The following is a 21163-nucleotide window of genomic DNA, read 5'->3' on the forward strand; positions in this document are numbered from 1 at the left end:
AAAGGCCACTAGGGGCTCCACCCCCGGTGGCCTTTTTTGTGCGTGCCGCTAGTCTGATCCCGAAAAGATGCGAAAGGTGGCGGTTGTGTTCCCCTGGCAGACCCTCAGCGCTGTACTGGCCGTGCTCACCGTGGCCGTGGTCATTCTCTGGTTGCTTGCCGTGGCGCAGCAACGCCGCAGCCGCTTCGCCAGATCGGCGGCCGAACGCGTGCGCATCGACCTCGAGCTGTCCCTCGCCGAGCAGCACGGGCGTCTCGCGATCATCCGCGAGCTGCAGGACATCGCCGTGCTGTCTCTCGCACGCCTCATCACCCGGGCCGAGGGGGCCCGGTACACGGCCGAGAGCGACCCATCCACGGCCGTGCGCGCGGCGACGGCCCTGGTCGAGGACGGCAGGGTCGCTCTCGCCGACCTGCGCCGGGTCCTGACCATCGCCAGAGAGGGCGAGGCCATCGCGACCAGCGCACCGGGCCTGCAATCGGCCCGCAGCCTCTTCGGCGTGATGCGCGACGCCGGCCTGGCCGTCGCCTTCACCGAGTCTGGTGACAGGTTCCCGCTCAAACCCGGGGCGGAGCTCGCCATCTACCGCATCCTGCAGAGCGCCCTCGCGAACGCGCTCAAGCACGGCGGGCCCGGCACCGAGGCCAGAGTGTCGTTCACCTGGACCCAGGACGGCCTGCAGCTCCTCATCGACGACGACGGCATCCGCGCGGCGGCCAAGCGGGAAAGCGCCTCGCCCTCGGATTTCGCCGCCAAGACCGCCTACACGATCGACGACGACCTCAAGGCCCTGAGCGAGAGCATCTCGGGCGCCGGGATCACCCAGATGCGCGAACGAGCCCAGCTCTTCGGCGGGATCTTCAACGCAGGAACCGTGCCTGGGGTCGGCTTCTCGGTCTCAGCCGTCTTCCCGTCGCTGCGGTTCCACAACGGTGTGCACGGCGTCAACCTGACCCGCTGACCCGCACACAGCGTCTCAGCAGCTCAGCTTTCGAGGTCGTCCACACCGGGCAGCCAGGTCACGCCGGGCACACCCCAGCCGCGCTTCCGGCTGACCTTGGCGGCGATCTTGGCGTAAAAGTGTTCGAGCCGGTCCACGTAGAGGGTGCCGTCGAGGTGGTCGAACTCGTGCTGGAAAATCCGTGCCAGCCAGCCGTCGGCCCGGATCTCGAAGGGCTTCTGGTCAAGGTCCACGGCGCGCAACACGGCCGAGCCGGCCCGCTGCAGCGGAAACCGCTCGCCGGGAAACGACAGGCACCCCTCGACGTCTTCGTCCTCATCGGCCTCACCGGCGGGGACCGGCGTGATCCAGAGCTCCGGATTGATCGCGACACCCCTGGTCTCGACCTCGTCGTCGTCGAGGTAGCTGAACGTGAACAGCCGCAGCCCGACCCCCACCTGGGGTCCGGCGAGACCGACACCGGGAGCGGCATCCATCGTCTCGAACATGTCCTGCACCAGCGTGCGCAACTCGTCGTCGAACTCGACGACGGGAGCGGCGGGGGAGTGCAGGACGGGGTCACCTGAAATTACTATCGGTCGAACGGCCATTCACCAAGGATATCGGCATGGATCTCGATAGTCTCGTTGAGTGACTCCCGACCTGACAGACCTGGCTGGAGAGATCGCGATTGATCCACGCCAGGCAATCGGCATCCCGCTCGCGTTGATCGGCGCTGTCTTCCTCTCCCTTGGCGCACAATTCCAGCACCGCGGTGTGACCAAGGTGGAAGCTCACACGAGGGAAATCACCGGCGGACTGAACACCCGGCAGCTGGTGCTCTTGCTCTCCCGGCCCTCCTGGGTGTTCGGCACCGTGATGCTCGGTCTGGCCATCGCCTTCCAGCTCACCAGCCTCGCCTTCGCGCCCCTCATCGTCGTGCAGCCCCTCGGGGCGGTGGCTCTGGTGATCACGGCGATCCTGAACGCCAGGGTCAGCCACGTCAAGCTGAACCGAGCCTCGGTCATCGCGATCGCGATGTGTGTCGGCGGGGTCGGGCTCTTTGTCACCGTCGCCGCTTTCACGGCGGTCGACAAGCCCGTGACGGATGCGAACCTGATCACCATCCTGGTGGTCCTCGCTGTGGTCCTGGCCGCCTTCGCCGTCGCGTTCGTGCTGCTGCGCAGCCGGTTCAAGGCGATTTTTTACATCATCGGCGCCGGCGTGCTGTACGGATTCGTGGCCACCCTCGCCAAGGTGATCATCAACCGCATCCAGAACGGCAACGTCGAGTGGCTCACCGTCGTCTGCGTCGTCGGCCTGCTCCTCGCTGCTGCGTCGGGCGCCTACTTCGTGCAGAACGCATACTCATCGGGTCCGCCCGACCTCGTCATCGCGGGTCTGACCGTGATCGACCCGATGATCGCCGTCGGCATCGGCGTCATCGTGCTCGGCGAAGCCTCTCAGGCGCCGACCTGGGCCGCCGTTCTTTTCGCGGTCGCTGGCGCCGTGGCGATGTGGGGCGTCTTCAGGCTCGCGAAGTATCACCCGCAAACCCAGAGCTGACCGGTGCTTTTTCGTGAACGCGCCGCGTCTGGGGGGCTGCCATGGGTCAAGCGGTTTAGAATAGGGTGCTAACACACCTCGACGGCGAGAATCGTTGAGACCCAGACTTCGCGCCGGACGCTGATCCCCGGCCCACCTACGTAGGGACTATCCCACTTGAGCGCTTCATCTGATTTACCGGGCAGCTCGTCCGACCCGGCCATGCCGGGCACCACCCGACCCATCCGGGTTCTCATCGCCGCAGACACCTTCGCGCCGGATGTGAACGGTGCGGCCCGGTTCGCGGAACGGCTCGCCGCCGGCCTGGTCGGACGCGGCCACGTGGTGCAGATCATGGCTCCGGCTCCGACGCGCAAGCACGGCACCTGGACCGAGGTGCACGAGGGCGAATCGATGACCGTGCACCGTCTGCACAGCTGGCGGTGGCGCCCGCACGACTGGCTCCGCTTCGCGCTGCCGTGGATCGTGCGCAAGCAGAGCCGTGCCATCCTCGACTCCTTCCAGCCCGACGTCGTGCACTTCCAGTCCCACATCGTGGTGGGTCGCGGTGTGTCGATCGAGGCACAGAAGCGCGGGATCCGCATCATCGGCACCAACCACTTCATGCCGGAGAACATGCTGCAGTTCTCCCTCGTTCCCAAGGGTTTCCAGGACCAGCTCGTCAAGGCACTCTGGAAGGACGCTGAACATACCTTCAAGCGCGCAGAGGCCGTCACCACGCCGACCCGCCGGGCGGCGGAGTTCCTGGAGAAGTACACGGGGCTCGCGGGGGTGCAGGCCATCTCCTGCGGAATCGACGCCGACAACTATTCCCCCAGCTTCGCTCCGCGCACCGAGAACCGGATTCTCTTCGTCGGCCGGGTCACCGGTGAGAAGCAGATCGACGTCCTGGTGCAGGCCGTCGCCCTGTTGGATCCGAACCTGTGTGCCCAGGTTGAAATCGTCGGCGGTGGCGACCAGCGCCGCAACCTGGAACACCTCGTGGAATCGCTCGGACTGAGCGCACAGTTCACGTTCACGGGTTATGTCACCGACGAGGAACTGCGCGAGGCCTACACGCGTGCCACAGTGTTTGCGATGCCGTCCATTGCGGAACTGCAGAGCATTGCGACCATGGAAGCGATGGCGTCGGGTCTCCCGATCGTGGCGGCGAACGCAATGGCGCTGCCGCACCTGGTTCACGACGGGCAGAACGGCTACCTGTTCGAGCCGGGCAGCGCCCAGGACCTTGCGGACAAGCTGACCCGCGTGTTCACGACGTCGCCCGACGAACTGGACGCCCTCAAGAACGAGTCGCTGAAGCTGATCGAGGCACACGACATCAAGCGCACCCTGACGACATTCGAACGCCTCTACCGCGGCGTATCCACGGCGGACACGAACTCCAGCGTCCAGCCGGATCCGGCCGCGGCCCACCCTCCGGTCCTGGACGTCACGCCTCGGCGCGACTGAAGGGCGGCGCCTGGCCGATACTATGGTCAGGCACGGGGTGGTAGCTCAGCTGGTTAGAGCACGCGGCTCATAACCGCACGGTCACGGGTTCAAGTCCCGTCCACCCTACGAGAAAGCACGGTTTGTGTACATCCTGGTGACCGGATCGAGTTCGGAACGGCTCCGGGTCAGGGAGCTCGACGCCGCCGGCGTTCCCGCGGGCGCCGACACAACGCTCACGACCGACGAGTTCCGTGCGATGGTGCGGGAACGCGATCAAGACGCGGTGCGCTGGGTCTGGGAGGACACCGCGCGGAGCTATCCCGTCCTGCTGCGGGGGAGTGTCACTGTCCAGCGCTGCCATGATCTACGGCTGTGTCACGCCATCCTGCGCAACTCGGCGATGACCGGCGGAAGCGCGCTGGCGAACGCCCCGGCAAGCCGGTGGGATGCGCCTGCTGCGACCGTCCCCGTCGAATCCCCGGGGACGACCCTGTTCGAGATGGATCTGGGTCTGGCCGACGACGCCGGACTGGAGCCGGCCGACGACGACGTCCTGGCGGAGTTCCAGGCCCAGCTTCAGGCGGTCCACGCCTCGGCCGACCCCGGCCGGTTGCGTCTGCTCCTGGCGGCAGAATCCGTTGGCGCCCTCATCGCGGCCGAAATGCAGTTCGCCGGACTGCCGTGGCGGAGCGCGATCCATGACAGCCTGCTCACCGCAGAACTGGGCCCGCGGGCAGCCTCGGGCATCCGGCCGGCACGGTTGGAAGAACTCGCTGGGCGTATCCGCACCGAACTCGGCGACCTGGGGGTCAACCCGGATTCCCCGCCAGACCTGCTCCGGGCGCTCAACCGGGCTGGGCTGGCCGTGGCGACCACGCGGGCATGGGAGTTGGAGAAGCTCGAACACCCCGTCATCGAGCCCCTCCTGCGCTACAAGAAGCTGTCCAGACTGCTCGCCGCCAACGGATGGTTCTGGATGGAGAGTTGGATCATCAACGACCGCTTCCACCCTGAGTACCTGCCGGGCGGGGTGGTGACCGGGCGATGGGCGACCCGCGGCGGCGGTGCCCTGCAGCTGCCCAAGCAGATTCGCGGCGCGGTCGTGGCCGACCCCGGCTGGAGCTTCGTGGTGGCGGACGCAGCCCAATTGGAGCCTCGCATCCTGGCCGCATTGTCCACCGACACCGCCATGGCCGCCGCCGGACGGGGCACTGACCTCTATGCCGGAATCGTGGCGAGCGGAGTGGTGGACACCCGCGCTCACGCCAAGGTCGCCATGCTCGGCGCCATGTACGGCGCCACATCCGGGGAAAGCGGGCGCCTGCTGCCTCGACTGGCGCGCGCATATCCGCGGGCGATCGCCCTGACCGAGGCGGCGGCGAGGACGGGGGAGCGCGGCGACGTGGTCAGCACCCGGCTGGGCCGGTCCTCGCCGCGGCCAGGGGGCGGCTGGCAGGACGACCAGGCCCGCGGGTCAGAGGCCGGGGCGACCCCGGCCGACGAACGCCGGGCCAGGAGCCAGGCCAGGGACTGGGGCCGGTTCACCCGCAATTTCATCGTGCAGGGAAGCGCCGCGGAGTGGGCCCTGTGCTGGATGGCCGAGATCAGGAAAGGGCTTCGGGCCCTGCCGGTCCCGGCACAGCCGCCCACCGCGTTCGCGCGCGGTCAGGTGCCGGCCCGGACGCCCCCCAGCCCGTTCGCGGACATCCCTCATCTGGTCTTCTTCCTGCACGATGAGGTCATCGTGCACACCCCTGCGGCACTGGCCGGCGAGGTGTCGCGAATCGTCACCGAGGCGGCCTCGACGGCGGGCCGACTGCTGTTCGGCGATTTTCCGGTGGACTTCCCGTTGACCTGCGTTGTAGTGGACAGTTACGCGGACGCAAAATAGGTCACGACGATGTGCCGGGCCGACGGCCCCGTTTGGGTCGCTGCAGGCTCAGTTGGCGGTGCAGTCCAGGTTCCTCCTCCGCTGGAGGGCGATCGGCGACAGCGGCCACGGTATCGAGCCAGGCAAGCGCGGCCCGGGCCTGGACGAGCTGGGCCTCGGTGGCCAACCGTTCCTGACCGGACTCCCAGGGACGCCCGCTCGCGTCTCCGCCGCGGTTCAGCCTCAGCTGCCAGGCGGATCGGTAGCCGGCCAGCAGCGGCGCAAGATCGACGTGCGGCAGGGATGAGGCGATCAGCACCCTGTCCAGCATGTCGGTCCAGTCGGCTCCGGAGTCGCTGTCGGTCTCCCGCAGCCAGGCCAGAGCCTCGGCGTGGCCGCCCCCGGTCAGCCTGTACAGCGGAAGACCGTCCTCGGTGCTGCCCGCCGCCTCGACGGAGCCCTGGCGGACCAGACGCTCCAGGGTGCTGTAGATCTGTCCGACGTTCACCGTGCGCCGGCCGGCGGTGCGGGTCGCCAACTCGCCGTGCAGCTGGAAGCCGTATGCCGGGCCCATGGTGAGGATGGCGAGAAGCGAATTGCGTACCGACACGATGTCTCCAGCCTGCGGCTGCGACGGTCGCGGTCGACCTCTAAAGCCATACCGAATATACATTAGAGAATGACCGGCTGTTGGGATTTCCCGGCCGGGTGGGGCATAATTCAGCTAGCCGCCGAATTGTGTTCCGCGGGTCCTGGTTGAGAGTCGTTTGAGATCGTTGGGGAAGACGCACCTCGAACACCATCCAGGGAACGGAGAACACTATGACGGCACCCCACACTCGTCAGTCACCGGCTGCACGGGGAGTTTTGTATGTGCACTCGTCGCCGCGCGCCCTGTGCCCCCACGTGGAGTGGGCCGCCGGCAGCGCGCTAGATGAGGCGGTCAGTTTCGACTGGAGCGAACAGCCTGCCCTCCCGGGCGCCCAGCGTGCGGAGTTCTTCTGGGAGGGCGCTGCGGGCGGCGGCGCGGCCATTGCGTCCGCCCTGCTCGGCTGGGATCAGTTGCGCTTCGAGGTGACCGAGGACCCGGGGCCCGGCCGCGATGGTGGCCGCTGGCTGCACACGCCGGCTCTGGGCATCCACTTCGCCCAGACTGACACGGCCGGGAACGTCGTCCTGCCGGAGGACCGTCTGCGTGCGGCCATCCACGCGGCGGGTACCGACTCCGTGCACCTGCACCGTGAGCTGCGGCGCGCCTTGGGCCAGGCCTGGGATGACGAACTGGAGCCGTACCGGCACGCCAGCGACTTCTCCAGCGTGGTCTGGCTGCACAATGTCGGCTGAGTGCGGGCGAGGCCGGGGCCCCGCCCGCGACGGCTAGACCGAGCGGAACGCGACGACGGCGTTGTGGCCGCCGAAACCGAACGAGTTGCTGATGGCCAGGAGATCGCCGGTGCCCAGGGCGCGCGGCGAGGTGACCACGTCGAGCGGGATGGCGGGGTCCTGCTGGGTCAGGTTGATGGTCGGCGGAAGGATCCGTTCGGCCAGGGCCTTCACCGTGAACAGCGCCTCGATCGCGCCGGCTCCGCCGAGCAGGTGCCCGGTGGACGCCTTGGTTGCCGAGACCGGGATGCCGTCGAGGAGGTCCCCGAACACGCGGCGGAGCGCGTTGTACTCAGCGATGTCGCCCACCGGGGTGCTCGTGGCGTGGGCATTGATGTGCATCACGTCGGACAGGTCGGCCCCGGCGTTGTGGATCGTCGCGATCATGGCCCGCGCGGCGGCCGATCCCTCGGGATCCGGCGCGGTGATGTGGTACGCGTCGCTCGTGATGGAGCCGCCGAGCAGTTCGGCGTAGATGTGTGCACCACGGGCGAGGGCGTGCTCTTCGGTTTCGATCACGAGGGCCGCAGCGCCTTCGCCGAGCACGAAGCCGTCGCGGCTGACGTCATACGGGCGGGACGCGGTGGCGGGGGAGTCGTTCCGCTTGGAGAGCGCCTGCATCGCCGCGAAGGATGCGATCGGCAGCGGGTGGATGGCCGCCTCCGAGCCACCGGCGATGACGACGTCGGCCAGTCCGGCCTGCAGACGGTTGTACGCGTTGACGAGAGATTCGGTGCTGGACGCACAGGCCGACACGACCGTCGTGATGCCGGCGCGGGCGTGCAGGTCCATGCCGATCGCTGCTCCGGGACCGTTGGGCATCAGCATGGGCACGGTCATCGGCAGGACCCGACGGGGTCCACGCTCGCGCAGGGTGTCCCAGGCGTCGAGCAGGGTCCACACTCCACCGATGCCCGTGGCCCAGTCGACGGCGAGACGTTCGGGGTCGACCTCAGGCATCCCCGCATCGGCCCAGGCCTCGCGGCCGGCGATCAGGGCGAACTGGCTGGACGGGTCGAGGCGTTTGGTTTCCTGGCGGGCCAGAACGTCGACGGGGCGCACCCTGGCCTGGGCGGCGAAGGTGATGGGGAGCGCGGTGCGCTCAACCCACTCGTAGTCCAGAGTGGATGCGCCGGACTCGCCGGCGAGGAGGGCGTTCCAGGTGTCGGTGGCGTTCCCGCCGAGGGGCGAGGTGGCACCGAGGCCGGTGACAACGATTTTTTTGGTCATAACAACGACTCTCCGTCAGAACGTGCTCGAGTGAGAACGTGTGCGAAACGAGGTGGAAACCCCGGTTGGAGCGTCCCTGGAGAACGGACCGGCTGGCAGAGCCAACCGGCCCGTTCGGGCGTGGACCTAGTCCTGGGCCTTGACGATGAACTCGACGGCGTCGCCGACGGTCTTGAGGTTCTTGACCTCTTCGTCGGGGATCTTGACGTCGAACTTTTCCTCAGCGTTGACGACGATGGTCATCATCGAGATGGAATCGATGTCCAGGTCGTCGGTGAACGACTTGTCCAGCTCAACCGTGTCGGTTGCGATGCCCGTCTCGTCGTTGATGAGCTCGGCCAGGCCGGCAAGAACTTCTTCGGTGGACAATGCCATGTTGTTTCTCCTTGGGGGTGTCTCGTTTGACCGAGATTCAGTTTAGTTGGATAGAGGGGAGCTACGGCAGCACAACCACCTGCGCGCCGTAAACCAGGCCGGCTCCGAAGCCGATCTGGAGGGCAAGACCTCCGCTGAGTTCGGGGTGTTCCTCGAGCAAGCGGTGGGTGGCTAGGGGGATCGACGCGGCCGAGGTGTTCCCGGTCGTGGCGATGTCGCGGGCGATGACGACGGACTCCGGCAGCTTGAGCTGCTTGGCGAACTCGTCGACGATGCGCATGTTCGCCTGGTGCGGGATGAAGGCGGCGAGCTGGTCGGCGGTGATGCCGGCGGCGGCCAGGGTCTGCTTGGCGATCTTCGCCATGTCCCAGACGGCCCAGCGGAAGACGGTCTGGCCCTCCTGGCGCAGGGTCGGCCATTCCTTCTCGCCCCGTCGGTATTCCTGCAGGGTGCCGTTCATCCCCACGGCGTCAGCGCGCCCGTCCGAGCCCCACACTGAGGCGGAGATGCCGGGGTAGTCGCTCGGGCCGATGACAACGGCGCCGGCACCGTCACCGAGCAGGAACGAGATGCTCCGGTCGGTGGGGTCGACCATGTCGGAGAGTTTCTCCGCACCGATGACCAGGGCATAGTGGGCGGCGCCGGACCGGATGAGGGCATCCGCCTGGGCGACACCGTAGGCGTAGCCGGCGCAGGCGGCGTTGAGGTCGAAGGCGGCGGCGGGAACCGCACCGACTCGCTCGGCGACGACGGCGGCCATCGATGGCGTCTGGCGGCCGTTGCTGATGGTGGCGATGATGATGGCGTCGATGAGCTCAGGGGCGATGCCGGAGCGTTCGATGGCCTCGAGCGCGGCGGTCGTTGCGAGGTCGACGGCCAGCACATCCTGGCTGGCCCTGGTGCGGGTGATGATTCCGGTGCGCTGCTGAATCCACTCGTCCGATGAGTCGATCGGGCCGACGATGTCGTCGTTGGGAACGATGAGGTCGCCGCGGGCGGCGCCGACGGCGAGGATGCGGGTGTACTGGGCGCCCTGCGACTGCAGGAGTTGTGGCTGGGTCATTCGTCTCTTCCGGTGGCGACTCTGGCTGATTCAGGCCTGGCGGTCGATCAGGTCGTACGCAGCGGGCAGGTCGTCGGGGGTCTTGATGGCCACGCTCGGGATGCCCCGCAGGGCGCGCTTGGCCAGTCCGACGAGTGCGCCGGCCGGTGCGACCTCGATGATTCCGGTCACTCCAGCGTCGGCAAACGACTGCATACACAGGTCCCACCGTACCGGCGACGACACCTGACCGACGAGCAGGTCGACGAAACGCGCCCCGTCGGCCACGGTGCTGCCGTCGTGATTCGTCCACAGTGGCAGGGTCGGGGTCTGCGGGTTCAGGCCTGTCGCCACGTCGGCGAGGTGCGCGACGGCGGGACGCATGTGGCGGGTGTGGAAGGCGCCGGCGACCTGGAGCGGGATGACGCGGCTCTTGGCGGGCGGATCAGCGGCGAGGGCGGCGAGGGCGTCGAGGTCACCGGCGACCACGATCTGGCCGCCGCCGTTGAAATTGGCCGGTTCCAGGCCGAGGTCTGCGAGTCGGGCCAGGAGTTCGGCCTCGTCCCCGCCGAGGACGGCGCTCATGCCGGTGGGCGTGACGGCGGCTGCGGCCTTCATGGCACGCCCGCGCTCCCCGACGAAGGTGAGAGCGTCCGAGGAGCTGAGGACTCCGGCGCCGGCCGCAGCGGTGATCTCCCCGACGGAGTGCCCGGCGATACCGCCGACGGCGTCGCGCCGGCCGTCGGCGAACAGGGCGGTGAGGGCGAGGAGCCCGGCGGCCACGATGAGCGGCTGGGCGATCGCGGTGTCGCGGATCGTGTCGGCATCAGCGACAGTTCCCGCCGTCACGAGGTCGGTCGAGGACTGCTCCGACATGGCGCGGAGCTGTTCGGCATAAGCCGGATCCTGCAGCCAGGGTTCGAGGAATCCGGGCGTTTGCGAGCCCTGACCGGGACAGACGACAACAATCATTTCCTTAGTCTCCCAATTCGGAACGGACGGAGGGTGTGGGCAATCTACCGACTATCCGCGGAACGTTTGTCAGATACCGCAAAGGGGGGTTCAGCGGCGCCGAGTCGAGCCGTCGTGGTCACTGATCGAACCGATGATCAGCGCCGACTGCAGGATGAGCGCTTCTCTGGCCCCCGTCGCGTCATAGCCGATCACGTCAGACACCCGCTTGAGGCGGTAACGCACGGTGTTGGGATGCACGAACAGTTCACGCGCCGTCGCCTCGAGCGAGCGGCCGTTGTCCAGGTAGCACCACAGCGTGGTGAGGAGTTCGGTGGAGTGCGCCTGCAACGGGCGATAGATCCGGTGGATGAGCGTGGCGCGCGCGAGCGGATCACCGGCCAGGGCCCGCTCGGGAAGCAGGTCGTCGGCCTGCACCGGCCTGGGAGCGTTCCGCCAGGAGCGGGCGACGGCGAACCCGGCCAGGGCCGCCTTGGCGCTTTTGGAGGCATCGACGAGGTTGGGCACCTCGTGACCGAGGACGAGGTGGCCGGGGCCGAAGCTGGGCTCGAGCTGCATGGCGATCTCCATGAAACTGAGTGAGGACGGTCCTCCGGCGGCTTCGTCGGCCTCGGGGTTGGCCGGGTGGGCCCGGCCGATGACCAACACCAGCCGGTTGCCCTGCACGCCGATCAGCACGTCGGCGGTCATGTGCCGCGCCGCCCGGCGTAGCTGGTCGACGTCGAGCATCTTCGGTGTGGTGCCCACGAGCACACAGACCTCGCCGTGGCCGTGCCAGCCGAGGGCCGCGATCCTGCTGGGCAGTTCGTCGTCGTACTCGCCGCTGAGGATGGAGTCGACGACCAGGGCCTCGAGCCTGGCGTCCCAGAGCCCCCGGGCCTCCGCGGCGCGGGCGTAGACATCCGCGGCACCGAAGGCGATTTCCCGGGAGTACAGCAGGATCGCCTCGCGGAGGGTCTCCGAGCCGTCCTTGACCCGCTCTTCGACGACCTCGACGGTCACCCTGATCAGCTGCAGGGTCTGCTGCAGGCTCACCGAGCGGAGTAGTTCCCGGGGAGCGGCGCCGAAGACATCCGCCGCGATCCACGGTGTGGACCGTGGGTCGTCGTACCAGGAGATGAAGGAGGTGATGCCGGCCTGGGCCACCAGGCCGACGGCGGACCGCCGCCCTGGTGGCATGTCGCCATACCAGGGCAGCGTGTCCTCGAGTCGTTTCAGAGTCGCCGTAGACAACTCACCCGAAATTGTGCGCAACCAGGTGAGGGTCTGTTCCTTTGTCTTCGGCGCCGGTGACACGGTCCGGGTTAGCTCTCGCCACCGGCCGAGCCGGTGTTGCCGGCCAGGACATCGTGCAGGCGGTACTTGTCGATCGCCTGCTGGATGAGGCTGCGGTCGATTTCGCCGCTGTTGGCGAGCTGCTGCAGCGTGCGGACCACCATGGACGGGCCGTCGATCTTGAAGAACCGGCGAGCCGCGGGGCGGGTGTCGGAGAACCCGAAGTCGTCGGCACCCAGGGTGGCGAAGTCGCCGGGGATGAACTGGCGGATCTGATCCGGCACGGCGTGCATGAAGTCGGACACCGCCACGAACGGACCGGCCGTGTTGGCGAGCTTGTCCGTCACGTACGCGGTGCGCGGCTCCTCGTTCGGGAAGAGGAAGTTGTGCTCCTCCGCCGCGAGGCCGTCCCGGCGCAGTTCCGACCAGGACGTGACCGACCAGACATCGGCGGACACCCCCCAGTCCTCGGCGAGCAGGGTCTGCGCTTCGAGCGCCCACGGCACCGCAACGCCGGAGGCCAGCAGCTGGGCCTTCGGGCCGGCCACGGTGGACTCCGACACGCGGTGGATGCCGCGGATGATCCCTTCGACGTCGACATCGGCCGGCTCGACGGGCTGCACTTGCGGCTCGTTGTACACGGTGATGTAGTACATGACGTTCGGGTCGGTGTGGGTGCCGCCGTACATCCGCTCGAGGCCGGACCGGACGATGTGCCCGATCTCGTACCCGAAGGCGGGGTCGTACGACACGACGGCCGGGTTGGTCGACGCGAGCAACGGCGAGTGGCCGTCGGCGTGCTGCAGGCCTTCACCGGTGAGGGTGGTCCGGCCGGCGGTGGCGCCGATCATGAAGCCGCGGGCCATCTGGTCGCCGGCGGCCCACATGGCGTCGCCGGTGCGCTGGAAGCCGAACATCGAGTAGAACACGTACACCGGGATGAGCGGCTCACCCTGGGTGGCGTACGACGTTCCGACGTTCGTGAAGGCGGCGAGGGCGCCGGCCTCGTTGATGCCGACGTGGATGATCTGGCCCTGCGGGCTTTCCTTGTAGGCCAGCAGCTGCGCGTGGTCCACCGACGTGTAGTGCTGACCGTTGGGGTTGTAGATCTTCGCGTTCGGGAAGAACGCGTCGATGCCGAAGGTGCGAGCCTCGTCGGGGATGATCGGCACGATGCGGTGGCCGAAGTCCTTCGAGCGCAGCAGTTCCTTGAGCAGCCGGACGAACGCCATGGTGGTGGCGATCTCCTGGGTGCCGGAGCCCTTCTTGGTCACGGCGTAGGTCGAGTCGTCCGGCAGGTTCACCTGGGTGTACTTGCTGCGACGCTCGGGCAGGTAGCCGCCGAGCGCGCGGCGGCGCTCGTGCATGTACTGGATCGCCTCGTCGTTCTCACCGGGGGTGTAGTACGGCGGCTGGTACGGGTTGGCCTCGAGCTGCGCATCCGTGATCGGTACGTGCATGCTGTCGCGGAAGGTCTTGAGGTTGTCCAGCGTCATCTTCTTCATCTGGTGGGTCGCGTTGCGCCCCTCGAAGCTCGGGCCCAGGCCGTAGCCCTTGACCGTCTTCGCCAGGATGACCGTCGGCTGGCCCTTGTGCTCCGATGCGGCCTTGAACGCGGCGTAGACCTTACGGTAGTCGTGGCCACCGCGCTTGAGGTTCCAGACCTCGTCGTCGGTGTACCCCTCGACGAGCTTGAGCGCGCGCGGGTCGCGGCCGAAGAAGTTCTCGCGCACGTAGGCGCCACTCTCGGCCTTGTAGGTCTGGTAGTCACCGTCGGTGGTGACGTTCATCAGGTTCAGCAGGGCACCGTCGGTGTCGCGGGAGAGCAGGTCGTCCCACTCGCGGCCCCACACCACCTTGATGACGTTCCAGCCGGCGCCGCGGAAGAAGCTCTCCAGCTCCTGGATGATCTTGCCGTTACCGCGCACCGGACCGTCGAGTCGCTGCAGGTTGCAGTTGACGATGAAGTTGAGGTTGTCGAGACCCTCATTGGCGGCGACCTGGAGCTGTCCGCGGCTTTCGACCTCGTCCATCTCGCCGTCGCCGAGGAAGGCCCAGACCTGCTGGTCGCTGGCGTCCTTGATGCCCCGGTTGGTCAGGTACCGGTTCAACTGCGCCTGGTAGATCGCGTTGATCGGGCCCAGGCCCATCGAGACCGTCGGGAACTGCCAGAACTCCGGCATCAACCGGGGGTGCGGGTACGACGAGATGCCGTCGGGCGCGTGCGACTTCTCCTGACGGAAACCGTCGAGCTGGTTGGCGCTCAGACGGCCCTCCAGGAAGGCGCGGGCGTAGGTGCCGGGGGAGGCGTGGCCCTGGATGAAGATCTGGTCTCCACCGCCCGGGTGATCCTGGCCGCGGAAGAAGTGGTTGAAGCCGGTCTCGTAGAGAGCAGCTGAGGAGGCATACGTCGAGATGTGGCCACCGACCGCGATGCCGGGGCGCTGGGCGCGGTGCACGAGCACGGCGGCGTTCCAACGGATCCAGGCGCGGTAGCGGCGCTCGATGTCTTCATCGCCGGGGAAGTCGGGCTCGTTCGACGAGGCGATGGTGTTGATGTAGTCCGTGGTGGGCACCATCGGAACGTTCAGGTGCAATTCTTTGGACCGCTTGAGCAGGCTGAGCATGATCTCGCGGGCCCGGCCGGGGCCGTTGGCCGCGACCAGCGCGTCGAGGGATTGCGACCATTCGGACGTCTCATCCGGATCGGCGTCCGAGTTGTCCATTGAATACGGGTCTTGGTCGTTGACAGTCACACTCGACCTCTTTCTGTAGGGCAGATCGTGTGGGGGAAGATCATGCCTGGTTAGGCGTGCCGGACAGAACTAGGTCGGGTCACGACCGAAAGGCACCCCGTCAGCCTAGTGATTCTTACTGGGAAGCGCGTACGGCGGCGCCGCAGTATGCCGGGTCAGTGTTGGTGAAGCCTCCTGGGGCGGCTAGGCTTGCCCCCCGTATTCAGCCATCGTCCCCCGATGGCCGGAAAGGACACGCACCATGGCGCTGGAGAATGACACCCAGGCACCCGACTTCGAGCTCGTCAGCCAGTACGGCGAGCGAATCCAGCTCAGCCGGTACCGGGGTGAGAAGTCCGTGGCGCTGGTGTTCTTCCCCCTGGCCTTCTCCGGAATCTGCAGCGGCGAACTCTGCGAGCTGCGCGACAACCTCGCGCTCTTCGCCGACAACAGCGTCGAGCTGATCGGCATCTCCGTGGACTCCCGGCACACCCTGCGGGCCTGGGGAGACCAGGAGGGCTACGGGTTCACCCTGCTCGCCGACTTCTGGCCGCACGGCGCCGTCGCCAAGGAGTACGGGGTCTTCCTCGAAGACAAGGGCTTCGCCAACCGGGCGACCTTCCTGATCGATCCGGACGGCATCATCCGGGCGAGTTTCATCACCGCTCCGGGGGAGGCCCGCTCGCTCGCGGCGTATCGGGCAGCCCTCGACGAGCTGCAGCCGGCCTAGTTTTCCTCCCGGCCGGAATGTCGCTAAGCTCGTGCCATCCTGTTATCCGAAAATCTTCGGTCGGGGCCTTTAGCTCAGTTGGTAGAGCGCCACGTTTACACCGTGGATGTCATCGGTTCGAGCCCGGTAGGGCCCACACACTTCTGATCATCGGTAGCCACGCGTCATTTATGATGGGGTGATGGCGACACAGACACGCGAGGGCCAACTCGTCGAGGCCTTCGTGACTCTCGCCGACACTCTGGTGGTCGGCTACGATCTCGTCGATCTCTTGCACACCCTCGTCACCCAGTGCGTGCCGCTCTTCGACGCCTCGGCCGCGGGCATCATCCTCACCGACGATGAGGAGTTCGAGGTCGTCGCTTCCACCAACGAGCGCAGCCGCCTCATCGAGATCCTCCAGCTGCGCAGCGGTTCCGGTCCGTGCGTGGAAAGTGTCATCACCGGGCACGCCGTCTCCGTTCCCGACATCGAGGCCTCCGGTCCGAAGTGGCCCCGATTCCGTGCCGGCGCCGTCGAGCAAGGCTTCAGGTCGATGTTCTCGGTGCCGATGCGCTTGCGGACGACCACGATCGGGTCGCTGAACCTGTTCTGGGACCGCACCGGTGGGCTGCCGGGTTCCGACGCGCCGACGGTGCAGGCCCTCGCCGACGTGGCCACGATCGGGATCCTCCAGGAACGAGCGTTGCGGGAAAGTGATGTCGCCCGGCAGCAGTTGCAGTACGCGTTGAGCAGCCGAGTCGTGATCGAACAGGCCAAGGGCGTCGTGGCCTACACCCGGAGCGCCACCATGGACGAGGCCTTCGCTCTGATGCGCCAGCACGCGCGGTCGAACGGGCTGCCGCTGGCCGAGGTGGCCGCGCAGATTGTCAGCGGAGACCTCGCGCTTTAGTCCGCACGGACGTAGTATTTGCCTATAGCCCCAGACCCTGGCTGCACGTGTCTTTTTCCGTGACAAGCAGGGAAGCATCATGAAACGCATTTTTCATCCGGGTGGCTCGATAGTCACCGGTACCGCACTGGCTGACGCTGTGATGCTCTATGCCGAAGCGCTGAGCAACCGTCGGGAAACCGATGTCGTCGACATCCCGGTGATAACCGCTGACGGCAGTCACGGTCGGGCGCAGTTCCTGATCGGGTCGTCCAGCCAACTGGTCTGCGTGACCAGCACCGAAAGCGACTGGGAACTGACCGAGATCGCGACGACCCAAGCGCTGCAGGACAAGGTGCGGGTGGGTACGATGGCCGCGTCGCTGGCGTGGGCGGGCGCGCCGCAGGGGTCGCCACAGTTCGACGAATTCGACTACTGACCGCGCCCGGCAGCAGGACCGTGCGGGAAAGCAGCGGGTTCGGATGCCCTCAGGCGCTGGCCGACGATGCGAGCGACGTCGTGTCGCTCGTGGTGGGGAGCCCGCGTGCGATGAGAACGGGGACGTTGATGTTCATCAGGACGTCGTGGGTGACCGAACCGATCAGCGTGTTCTCGCCGTGCCGGGTCGATACTCCCAGGATCAACAGGGCGGCGTCGAAACTGGCGTCGAGGAGGGCCTCGGCCGGGTCCCGGTGCGCGACACGGCGTCGCACCGTGATCCGGGACGCCATGGTGGCGGCCTCGGTGGCGGCGTCCTGCAGCATACGCGCGGCCTGCGGGCTACGGTCCTCAACAGGGTCCGAGCGCGACGACTCGGATCGAGGCGAGCCCGGAGGAGCGTAAACCAGGAGCAGATCCTGGTCGAGTCTGGCCGCCTCCTGCGCGCCCAGCCGCACCGCGGACAGGGCGCCGTCGGTGCCGTCAACGCCGACGACGACGTCGTGGCGGGAATCGAGAGTCGTGTCTGGCACGATGGCCACCGAGCAGCGCGCCGCAGAGGCGATCTGCACGCTCCGCGAGCCGAGCACCCGGCCGCGCAGGAAGCCGGTCTTGTGGGTGCCGACGATCAGAAGGTCCTCGGGGCTGGGCAGTGTGGCGAGCGCCCACGCCGTGCCGCCGTGCACGATCCGCGTTGTCAGGGTCACCCCGGAGTGCAGCGCTGTGACCCGGGCGGACTCCTCGATCAGAAGATCTTTGGCCTGACGCTCCGCATCGGCGGCAGCGTCCCGGCCGACCAGACCCCATTCGTCGTCGACCGTGTTGACGAGTACGACGTCGGCGTTCCGCTCTGCGGCGCGGCGGACCCCCCAGCGCAACGCGGCTCGGCTCGGGCCGGAACCGTCGACACCGATGTAGTAGGTGGCGCTCATTCTGACGCCCCCGATCGCTGCGGCTCGGCGGCGGGCCGGCTGCGCGGCACGACGACGACCGGGCAGGGCATGTTCAGGAGCACGTCGTGACTGACGGAGCCGAGAATCAGTCCAGCCACGGCACCGCGGCCGTGTGTTCCCACGACGAGAAGCGCCGCGTGCCCGGCGGCTTCGACCAGGGCAGGCGCCGCGGCGCCCTGTACCAGGGTCCCGGATGCGTCGACCGCCGGGTGTTGGGCCCTGACCCGTTCGAGGGCACGGGCCAGGATGTCCTCGTGCGCCTCGATCAGGGCGTCGAACGGCACAGCGGCGCCGTAGTCCACACCGAGAGTCGCCGGGATCGACCAGGCATGCACGAGTACGAGCGGTACGGCGCGGCGGGCGGCCTCGGCCGCCGCGACGTCGAGGGGGGCATCCATGGTGCCGTCATCCTCGATGCCGACCACGACCCTGTCGCCGCCGGCGACCCAGCCGGCCGGAACGACCACGACGGCCGAGTGCGCGTGAGCGGCGAGCCGAAGCGGCAACGTGCCGTGCACGGCGCCGGCCAGCGCGCTGGTCTTGTTGGTCCCGATCACGAGCAGGTCGGCCGCGGACGAAGCCCGCACCAACTCGTCGACGGGAACTCCACGGCGCACGACACCTGTCGCCTTGACCGCGGGGACGTTCTGCGCCACAAAACGGGTGGCCTCGGCCAGGGCACGCTCGTAGACGGGCTGAAAATCATCCTCGGGGCCGCCGACCGGCGACCAGCCGAGTTCAACGACGGTGGTCAGCTCCAGACTCAGCGGCACGTCCTCGGCCCTGGCCAACGCCCAGTCCAGGGCGGCCCGGCTCGCCGGCCCCCCGTCAACGGCTACGATCACTCTCTCAACCATGAGCTGATCTCCAGTTCTTCCCGGGGTGCTTCGGGAGATGACACATCTCCAGAATGGGCCGGAGTGCGAATCCGGGGAAGGGCCGAAGGTCCCAGTCAGGTACACTTTGGGCTAGCTCCGACCGAAAGGGGACGCATTCCGTGACCGTTCCTGAGACCAGGCTTTCGTTTCCCGACGGACCGCGGTCCGCTCTTGACCAGGCGCTGTCCGAACTCGTCCTGAACGCCCAGAAGGTGCTCGCCACCCAGGGGCGGCTGCGCAGCCTGCTTCAGGCGAGCCAGGCCGTCGTCGAAGAACTCGACCTTGCGGCCGTGCTCCGCCGCATCGTGGACGTCGCCGTCGACCTCGTCGGAGCCCGGTACGGCGCGCTGGGTGTCATCGCACCCAACGGCAATCTGGAGCAATTCATCCACGTCGGCATCCCGGACGAGCTGGCCACGTCGATCGGCCACTTACCGGCCGGGCACGGTTTACTGGGCGCCCTCATCGACGACCCGCACGCCATCCGCCTGACGCACCTGGGCGAGGATCCCCGATCTTCGGGCTTTCCGGCGCACCACCCGCCGATGGACAGCTTCCTCGGCGTGCCCGTGCGGGTGCGCGGCGAGGTGTACGGCAACCTCTACCTGTCCAATCAGGTGTCCGGCGCGTTCAGCGAAGAAGACGAGGAACTACTGACCGCCCTGGCCGCCACGGCGGGCATCGCGATCGACAACGCCCGTCTCTTCGACGAGACCCGCCGCCGGCAGCGCTGGTCGGCGGCATCGGCCGAGATCAGCGCCGCGCTGCTCTCCGACCGCGCGGATGCCTCCCTCGAACTCCTCGCCGATCGTTTCGCGTCACTGGCCGACGCCGATCTGGTCTGCGTGGTCCTCGCCGCAGGCGAAAGCACGCTCATCGTCGACACCGCCAGGGGAAAACTCGCCAAGCAAGTGAAGGGACTCGTCATCCCGTCCGCCGGAACCACCGTCGGGCGGGCCTTCGAAAGCGGTCAGCCGATCCTCACGGCCGACGGCGGTGCCAGCCTCGACCAGCCGGACGCCCAGCTGGTGCTCGGCCCGACAATGGTGATCCCGCTGCTGGCCTCCGGCCGCACCCACGGTGTCATGACGGTGTCCCGCTCCTCCGGCCGACCCCGTTTCACCACCTCCGACCTCGAGATGGCAGCGGACTTCGCCGGCCAGGCCAGTGTTGCGCTCGAACTCGCCCGCGGTCGGTCCGCCGGCCAGAAACTGGCGCTGCTGGAAGACCGAAGCCGGATCGCCCGCGATCTGCACGACAACGTCATCCAGCGGGTGTTCGCGGCCGGCATCGGGCTGCAGGCCATCAGCGGGTCGGTTGACGACCCTAACGTCCGGGAGCGCATCATCGAGGAGGTCGTGGCGCTCGACGTGGCGATCGTCGAGATCCGCACGGCCATCTTCGCCCTGACCGCCGAGACCAGCCGCGACCGCGGCTCGATCCGTCACCGTGTGATCGACCTGCTCAGTGAGCTCGCGTCGCTCTTCGACCAGACCCCCCGCCTGGTCTTCACCGGCCCGATCGACCTGCTGACCCCGCCGGAGATGTCCGATGACATCGCCGCGGTCATCCGGGAGGGGCTGATGAACGTGATCCGTCATGCCGACGCCACCGAAACCGTCGTCAACCTCAGTGTCGCGGACGACCTGGTGGTGATCGAGGTGGTCGACAACGGCATCGGCGTCGTGGAATCCGACCGGCGCAGCGGACTGGCCAACCTCTCCGCCAGGGCGCAGCAGTGGGGCGGCGACCTCGTCCTCGAGAACCGTGCCAGGGGCGGCAGCCGACTGCGCTGGACCGCCCTCATAGAACCTGAACCTGTACGAAAGGAATCGTGATGATCCGAGTCTTCCTCGTGGATGACCACGAAGTGGTGCGCCGCGGAATCGCGGACATGATCAACGCAGAGCCCGACCTCGAGGTCGTCGGTGAAGCGTCGACGGCTCGGCAGGCGGTCGCCAGGGTCGCGGCAACGGTACCCGACGTGGCGGTCCTCGACGTGCGGCTGCCCGACGGCAGCGGTATCGACGTGTGCCGCACCATCCGCTCGGCCAACCCCGGGGTGCAGTGCCTCATGCTCACCGCATACGACGACGACGAGGCCAGCTACTCGGCTGTCCTCGCCGGCGCATCTGGCTACGTCCTCAAGGACATCCGCGGGCAGCACCTGGTCGAGTCCATCCGTCGGGTCGCCCGCGGCGAGTCCCTCGTGCAGAAGGCCGTGACTCGCAAGGTGGTCACCGAGCTCACCGGCACCGCCGCGGATTCGCCGGCCTCCAATCTCACGACGAGGGAGCGCCAGGTGCTCGAGCTGATCGCGGAAGGACTGACGAACCGGCAGATCGGTGACCAGCTCGACCTGGCCGAGAAGACCGTGAAGAACTATGTGTCGGGCCTGCTCGCCAAGCTCGGCATGGCCAGGCGCACCCAGGCAGCCGTGTACGGCGCCGGGTTGCGCCCGCGGTAGCCAG

General features: G+C 67.7%; 20 protein-coding genes and 2 tRNA genes. 12 read left to right on the plus strand and 10 right to left on the minus strand.

What is annotated here, in order from left to right; all coding sequences use genetic code 11:
• The first annotated feature begins 85 nt into the window (after positions 1 to 85).
• On the plus strand, positions 86 to 961 hold the full coding sequence (locus C3B61_RS04865) for a sensor histidine kinase (RefSeq protein ID WP_241983651.1): 876 nt from the start codon (positions 86 to 88) through the stop codon (positions 959 to 961).
• A gap of 23 nt (positions 962 to 984) precedes the next feature.
• Here the strand turns inward: C3B61_RS04865 and def are convergent, their stop codons facing one another.
• The gene (gene def, locus C3B61_RS04870) at positions 985 to 1551 is read right to left on the minus strand and encodes a peptide deformylase (protein WP_103459751.1); all 567 of its coding nucleotides are present in this window, start codon (positions 1549 to 1551) and stop codon (positions 985 to 987) included.
• A gap of 40 nt (positions 1552 to 1591) precedes the next feature.
• Here def and C3B61_RS04875 point away from each other — a divergent pair, with 40 nt between their 5' ends.
• From C3B61_RS04875 to C3B61_RS04890, 4 genes are all read left to right on the plus strand, one after another.
• Positions 1592 to 2506 (plus strand): DMT family transporter, encoded by a 915-nt coding sequence (locus tag C3B61_RS04875; protein WP_088456131.1) that lies wholly within the window; start codon positions 1592 to 1594, stop codon positions 2504 to 2506.
• 201 nt (positions 2507 to 2707) lie between these two features.
• On the plus strand, positions 2708 to 3958 hold the full coding sequence (locus C3B61_RS04880; protein ID WP_088456132.1) for a glycosyltransferase: 1251 nt from the start codon (positions 2708 to 2710) through the stop codon (positions 3956 to 3958).
• Positions 3959 to 3992: 34 nt separating this feature from the next.
• Positions 3993 to 4066, plus strand: a tRNA-Ile gene (locus C3B61_RS04885).
• Between the two features lie 16 nt (positions 4067 to 4082).
• Positions 4083 to 5831 (plus strand): bifunctional 3'-5' exonuclease/DNA polymerase, encoded by a 1749-nt coding sequence (locus C3B61_RS04890; protein ID WP_103459752.1) that lies wholly within the window; start codon positions 4083 to 4085, stop codon positions 5829 to 5831.
• A gap of 1 nt (position 5832) precedes the next feature.
• Here the strand turns inward: C3B61_RS04890 and C3B61_RS04895 are convergent, their stop codons facing one another.
• On the minus strand, positions 5833 to 6420 hold the full coding sequence (locus tag C3B61_RS04895) for a PadR family transcriptional regulator (protein WP_244285839.1): 588 nt from the start codon (positions 6418 to 6420) through the stop codon (positions 5833 to 5835).
• A 212-nt stretch (positions 6421 to 6632) separates the two neighbouring features.
• On the opposite strand from C3B61_RS04895, the gene C3B61_RS04900 reads away from it, so the two are divergent.
• A complete protein-coding gene (locus C3B61_RS04900) occupies positions 6633 to 7154 on the plus strand; it encodes a DUF3145 domain-containing protein (RefSeq protein ID WP_103459754.1) in 522 nt (173 codons plus the stop codon).
• Between the two features lie 33 nt (positions 7155 to 7187).
• Here C3B61_RS04900 and C3B61_RS04905 read toward each other — a convergent pair whose 3' ends face one another.
• The 6 genes from C3B61_RS04905 to aceE all read right to left on the minus strand — a co-directional run bounded on the left by C3B61_RS04905 (position 7188) and on the right by aceE (position 14843).
• Entirely contained in the window at positions 7188 to 8423 is a 1236-nt protein-coding gene (locus C3B61_RS04905) for a beta-ketoacyl-[acyl-carrier-protein] synthase family protein (RefSeq protein WP_103459755.1), read from the minus strand.
• Positions 8424 to 8549: 126 nt separating this feature from the next.
• Positions 8550 to 8798, minus strand: a complete 249-nt coding sequence (locus C3B61_RS04910; RefSeq protein ID WP_022883990.1) for an acyl carrier protein — start codon at positions 8796 to 8798, stop codon at positions 8550 to 8552.
• 61 nt (positions 8799 to 8859) lie between these two features.
• Positions 8860 to 9861 carry a beta-ketoacyl-ACP synthase III gene (locus C3B61_RS04915; protein ID WP_103459756.1) on the minus strand — a complete coding sequence of 334 codons (1002 nt, stop codon included), beginning with the start codon at positions 9859 to 9861 and terminating at the stop codon, positions 8860 to 8862.
• A gap of 30 nt (positions 9862 to 9891) precedes the next feature.
• A complete protein-coding gene (locus C3B61_RS04920; RefSeq protein WP_103459757.1) occupies positions 9892 to 10812 on the minus strand; it encodes an ACP S-malonyltransferase in 921 nt (306 codons plus the stop codon).
• A 90-nt stretch (positions 10813 to 10902) separates the two neighbouring features.
• Complete coding sequence (locus C3B61_RS04925; RefSeq protein WP_370289680.1) at positions 10903 to 12045, minus strand: PucR family transcriptional regulator; 1143 nt, start codon at positions 12043 to 12045, stop codon at positions 10903 to 10905.
• A 71-nt stretch (positions 12046 to 12116) separates the two neighbouring features.
• A complete protein-coding gene (gene aceE, locus C3B61_RS04930) occupies positions 12117 to 14843 on the minus strand; it encodes a pyruvate dehydrogenase (acetyl-transferring), homodimeric type (protein ID WP_103459758.1) in 2727 nt (908 codons plus the stop codon).
• 241 nt (positions 14844 to 15084) lie between these two features.
• On the opposite strand from aceE, the gene C3B61_RS04935 reads away from it, so the two are divergent.
• From C3B61_RS04935 to C3B61_RS04950, 4 genes are all read left to right on the plus strand, one after another.
• Positions 15085 to 15552, plus strand: a complete 468-nt coding sequence (locus C3B61_RS04935; protein WP_088456141.1) for a peroxiredoxin — start codon at positions 15085 to 15087, stop codon at positions 15550 to 15552.
• A 63-nt stretch (positions 15553 to 15615) separates the two neighbouring features.
• Positions 15616 to 15688 (plus strand) — tRNA-Val (locus C3B61_RS04940).
• 45 nt (positions 15689 to 15733) lie between these two features.
• Entirely contained in the window at positions 15734 to 16444 is a 711-nt protein-coding gene (locus C3B61_RS04945; protein ID WP_088456142.1) for a GAF and ANTAR domain-containing protein, read from the plus strand.
• A gap of 79 nt (positions 16445 to 16523) precedes the next feature.
• Positions 16524 to 16862: a hypothetical protein gene (locus C3B61_RS04950; RefSeq protein WP_133159863.1), complete on the plus strand. Its 339-nt coding sequence runs from the start codon at positions 16524 to 16526 to the stop codon at positions 16860 to 16862.
• 49 nt (positions 16863 to 16911) lie between these two features.
• On the opposite strand, the gene C3B61_RS04955 is transcribed toward C3B61_RS04950, so the two are convergent.
• Positions 16912 to 17793, minus strand: a complete 882-nt coding sequence (locus tag C3B61_RS04955; RefSeq protein WP_103459759.1) for a universal stress protein — start codon at positions 17791 to 17793, stop codon at positions 16912 to 16914.
• Positions 17790 to 18671, minus strand: a complete 882-nt coding sequence (locus C3B61_RS04960; protein WP_103459760.1) for a universal stress protein — start codon at positions 18669 to 18671, stop codon at positions 17790 to 17792. The genes C3B61_RS04955 and C3B61_RS04960 overlap by 4 nt, the downstream gene beginning before the upstream one ends.
• 140 nt (positions 18672 to 18811) lie before the next feature.
• Here C3B61_RS04960 and C3B61_RS04965 point away from each other — a divergent pair, with 140 nt between their 5' ends.
• The gene (locus C3B61_RS04965; RefSeq protein WP_240632454.1) at positions 18812 to 20530 is read left to right on the plus strand and encodes a sensor histidine kinase; all 1719 of its coding nucleotides are present in this window, start codon (positions 18812 to 18814) and stop codon (positions 20528 to 20530) included.
• Positions 20530 to 21159, plus strand: a complete 630-nt coding sequence (locus C3B61_RS04970) for a response regulator (protein ID WP_088456147.1) — start codon at positions 20530 to 20532, stop codon at positions 21157 to 21159. Before C3B61_RS04965 ends, C3B61_RS04970 begins: the two co-directional genes overlap by 1 nt.
• Positions 21160 to 21163 lie beyond the last annotated feature (4 nt).

The organism is Cryobacterium zongtaii (assembly GCF_002909375.1).
GTDB lineage: Bacteria > Actinomycetota > Actinomycetes > Actinomycetales > Microbacteriaceae > Cryobacterium > Cryobacterium zongtaii.

Bases quoted from the DNA above. Each gene is read 5' to 3' on its own strand.
- C3B61_RS04880 (WP_088456132.1), top strand. From the start codon at position 2,708: ATGCCGGGCACCACCCGACCCATCCGGGTTCTCATCGCCGCAGACACC.
- C3B61_RS04920 (WP_103459757.1), bottom strand. From the start codon at position 10,812: ATGATTGTTGTCGTCTGTCCCGGTCAGGGCTCGCAAACGCCCGGATTC.
- C3B61_RS04905 (WP_103459755.1), bottom strand. From the start codon at position 8,423: ATGACCAAAAAAATCGTTGTCACCGGCCTCGGTGCCACCTCGCCCCTC.
- def (WP_103459751.1), bottom strand. From the start codon at position 1,551: ATGGCCGTTCGACCGATAGTAATTTCAGGTGACCCCGTCCTGCACTCC.
- C3B61_RS04915 (WP_103459756.1), bottom strand. From the start codon at position 9,861: ATGACCCAGCCACAACTCCTGCAGTCGCAGGGCGCCCAGTACACCCGC.
- C3B61_RS04955 (WP_103459759.1), bottom strand. From the start codon at position 17,793: ATGAGCGCCACCTACTACATCGGTGTCGACGGTTCCGGCCCGAGCCGA.
- C3B61_RS04910 (WP_022883990.1), bottom strand. From the start codon at position 8,798: ATGGCATTGTCCACCGAAGAAGTTCTTGCCGGCCTGGCCGAGCTCATC.
- C3B61_RS04945 (WP_088456142.1), top strand. From the start codon at position 15,734: ATGGCGACACAGACACGCGAGGGCCAACTCGTCGAGGCCTTCGTGACT.
- C3B61_RS04950 (WP_133159863.1), top strand. From the start codon at position 16,524: ATGAAACGCATTTTTCATCCGGGTGGCTCGATAGTCACCGGTACCGCA.
- C3B61_RS04935 (WP_088456141.1), top strand. From the start codon at position 15,085: ATGGCGCTGGAGAATGACACCCAGGCACCCGACTTCGAGCTCGTCAGC.
- C3B61_RS04900 (WP_103459754.1), top strand. From the start codon at position 6,633: ATGACGGCACCCCACACTCGTCAGTCACCGGCTGCACGGGGAGTTTTG.
- C3B61_RS04960 (WP_103459760.1), bottom strand. From the start codon at position 18,671: ATGGTTGAGAGAGTGATCGTAGCCGTTGACGGGGGGCCGGCGAGCCGG.
- C3B61_RS04970 (WP_088456147.1), top strand. From the start codon at position 20,530: ATGATCCGAGTCTTCCTCGTGGATGACCACGAAGTGGTGCGCCGCGGA.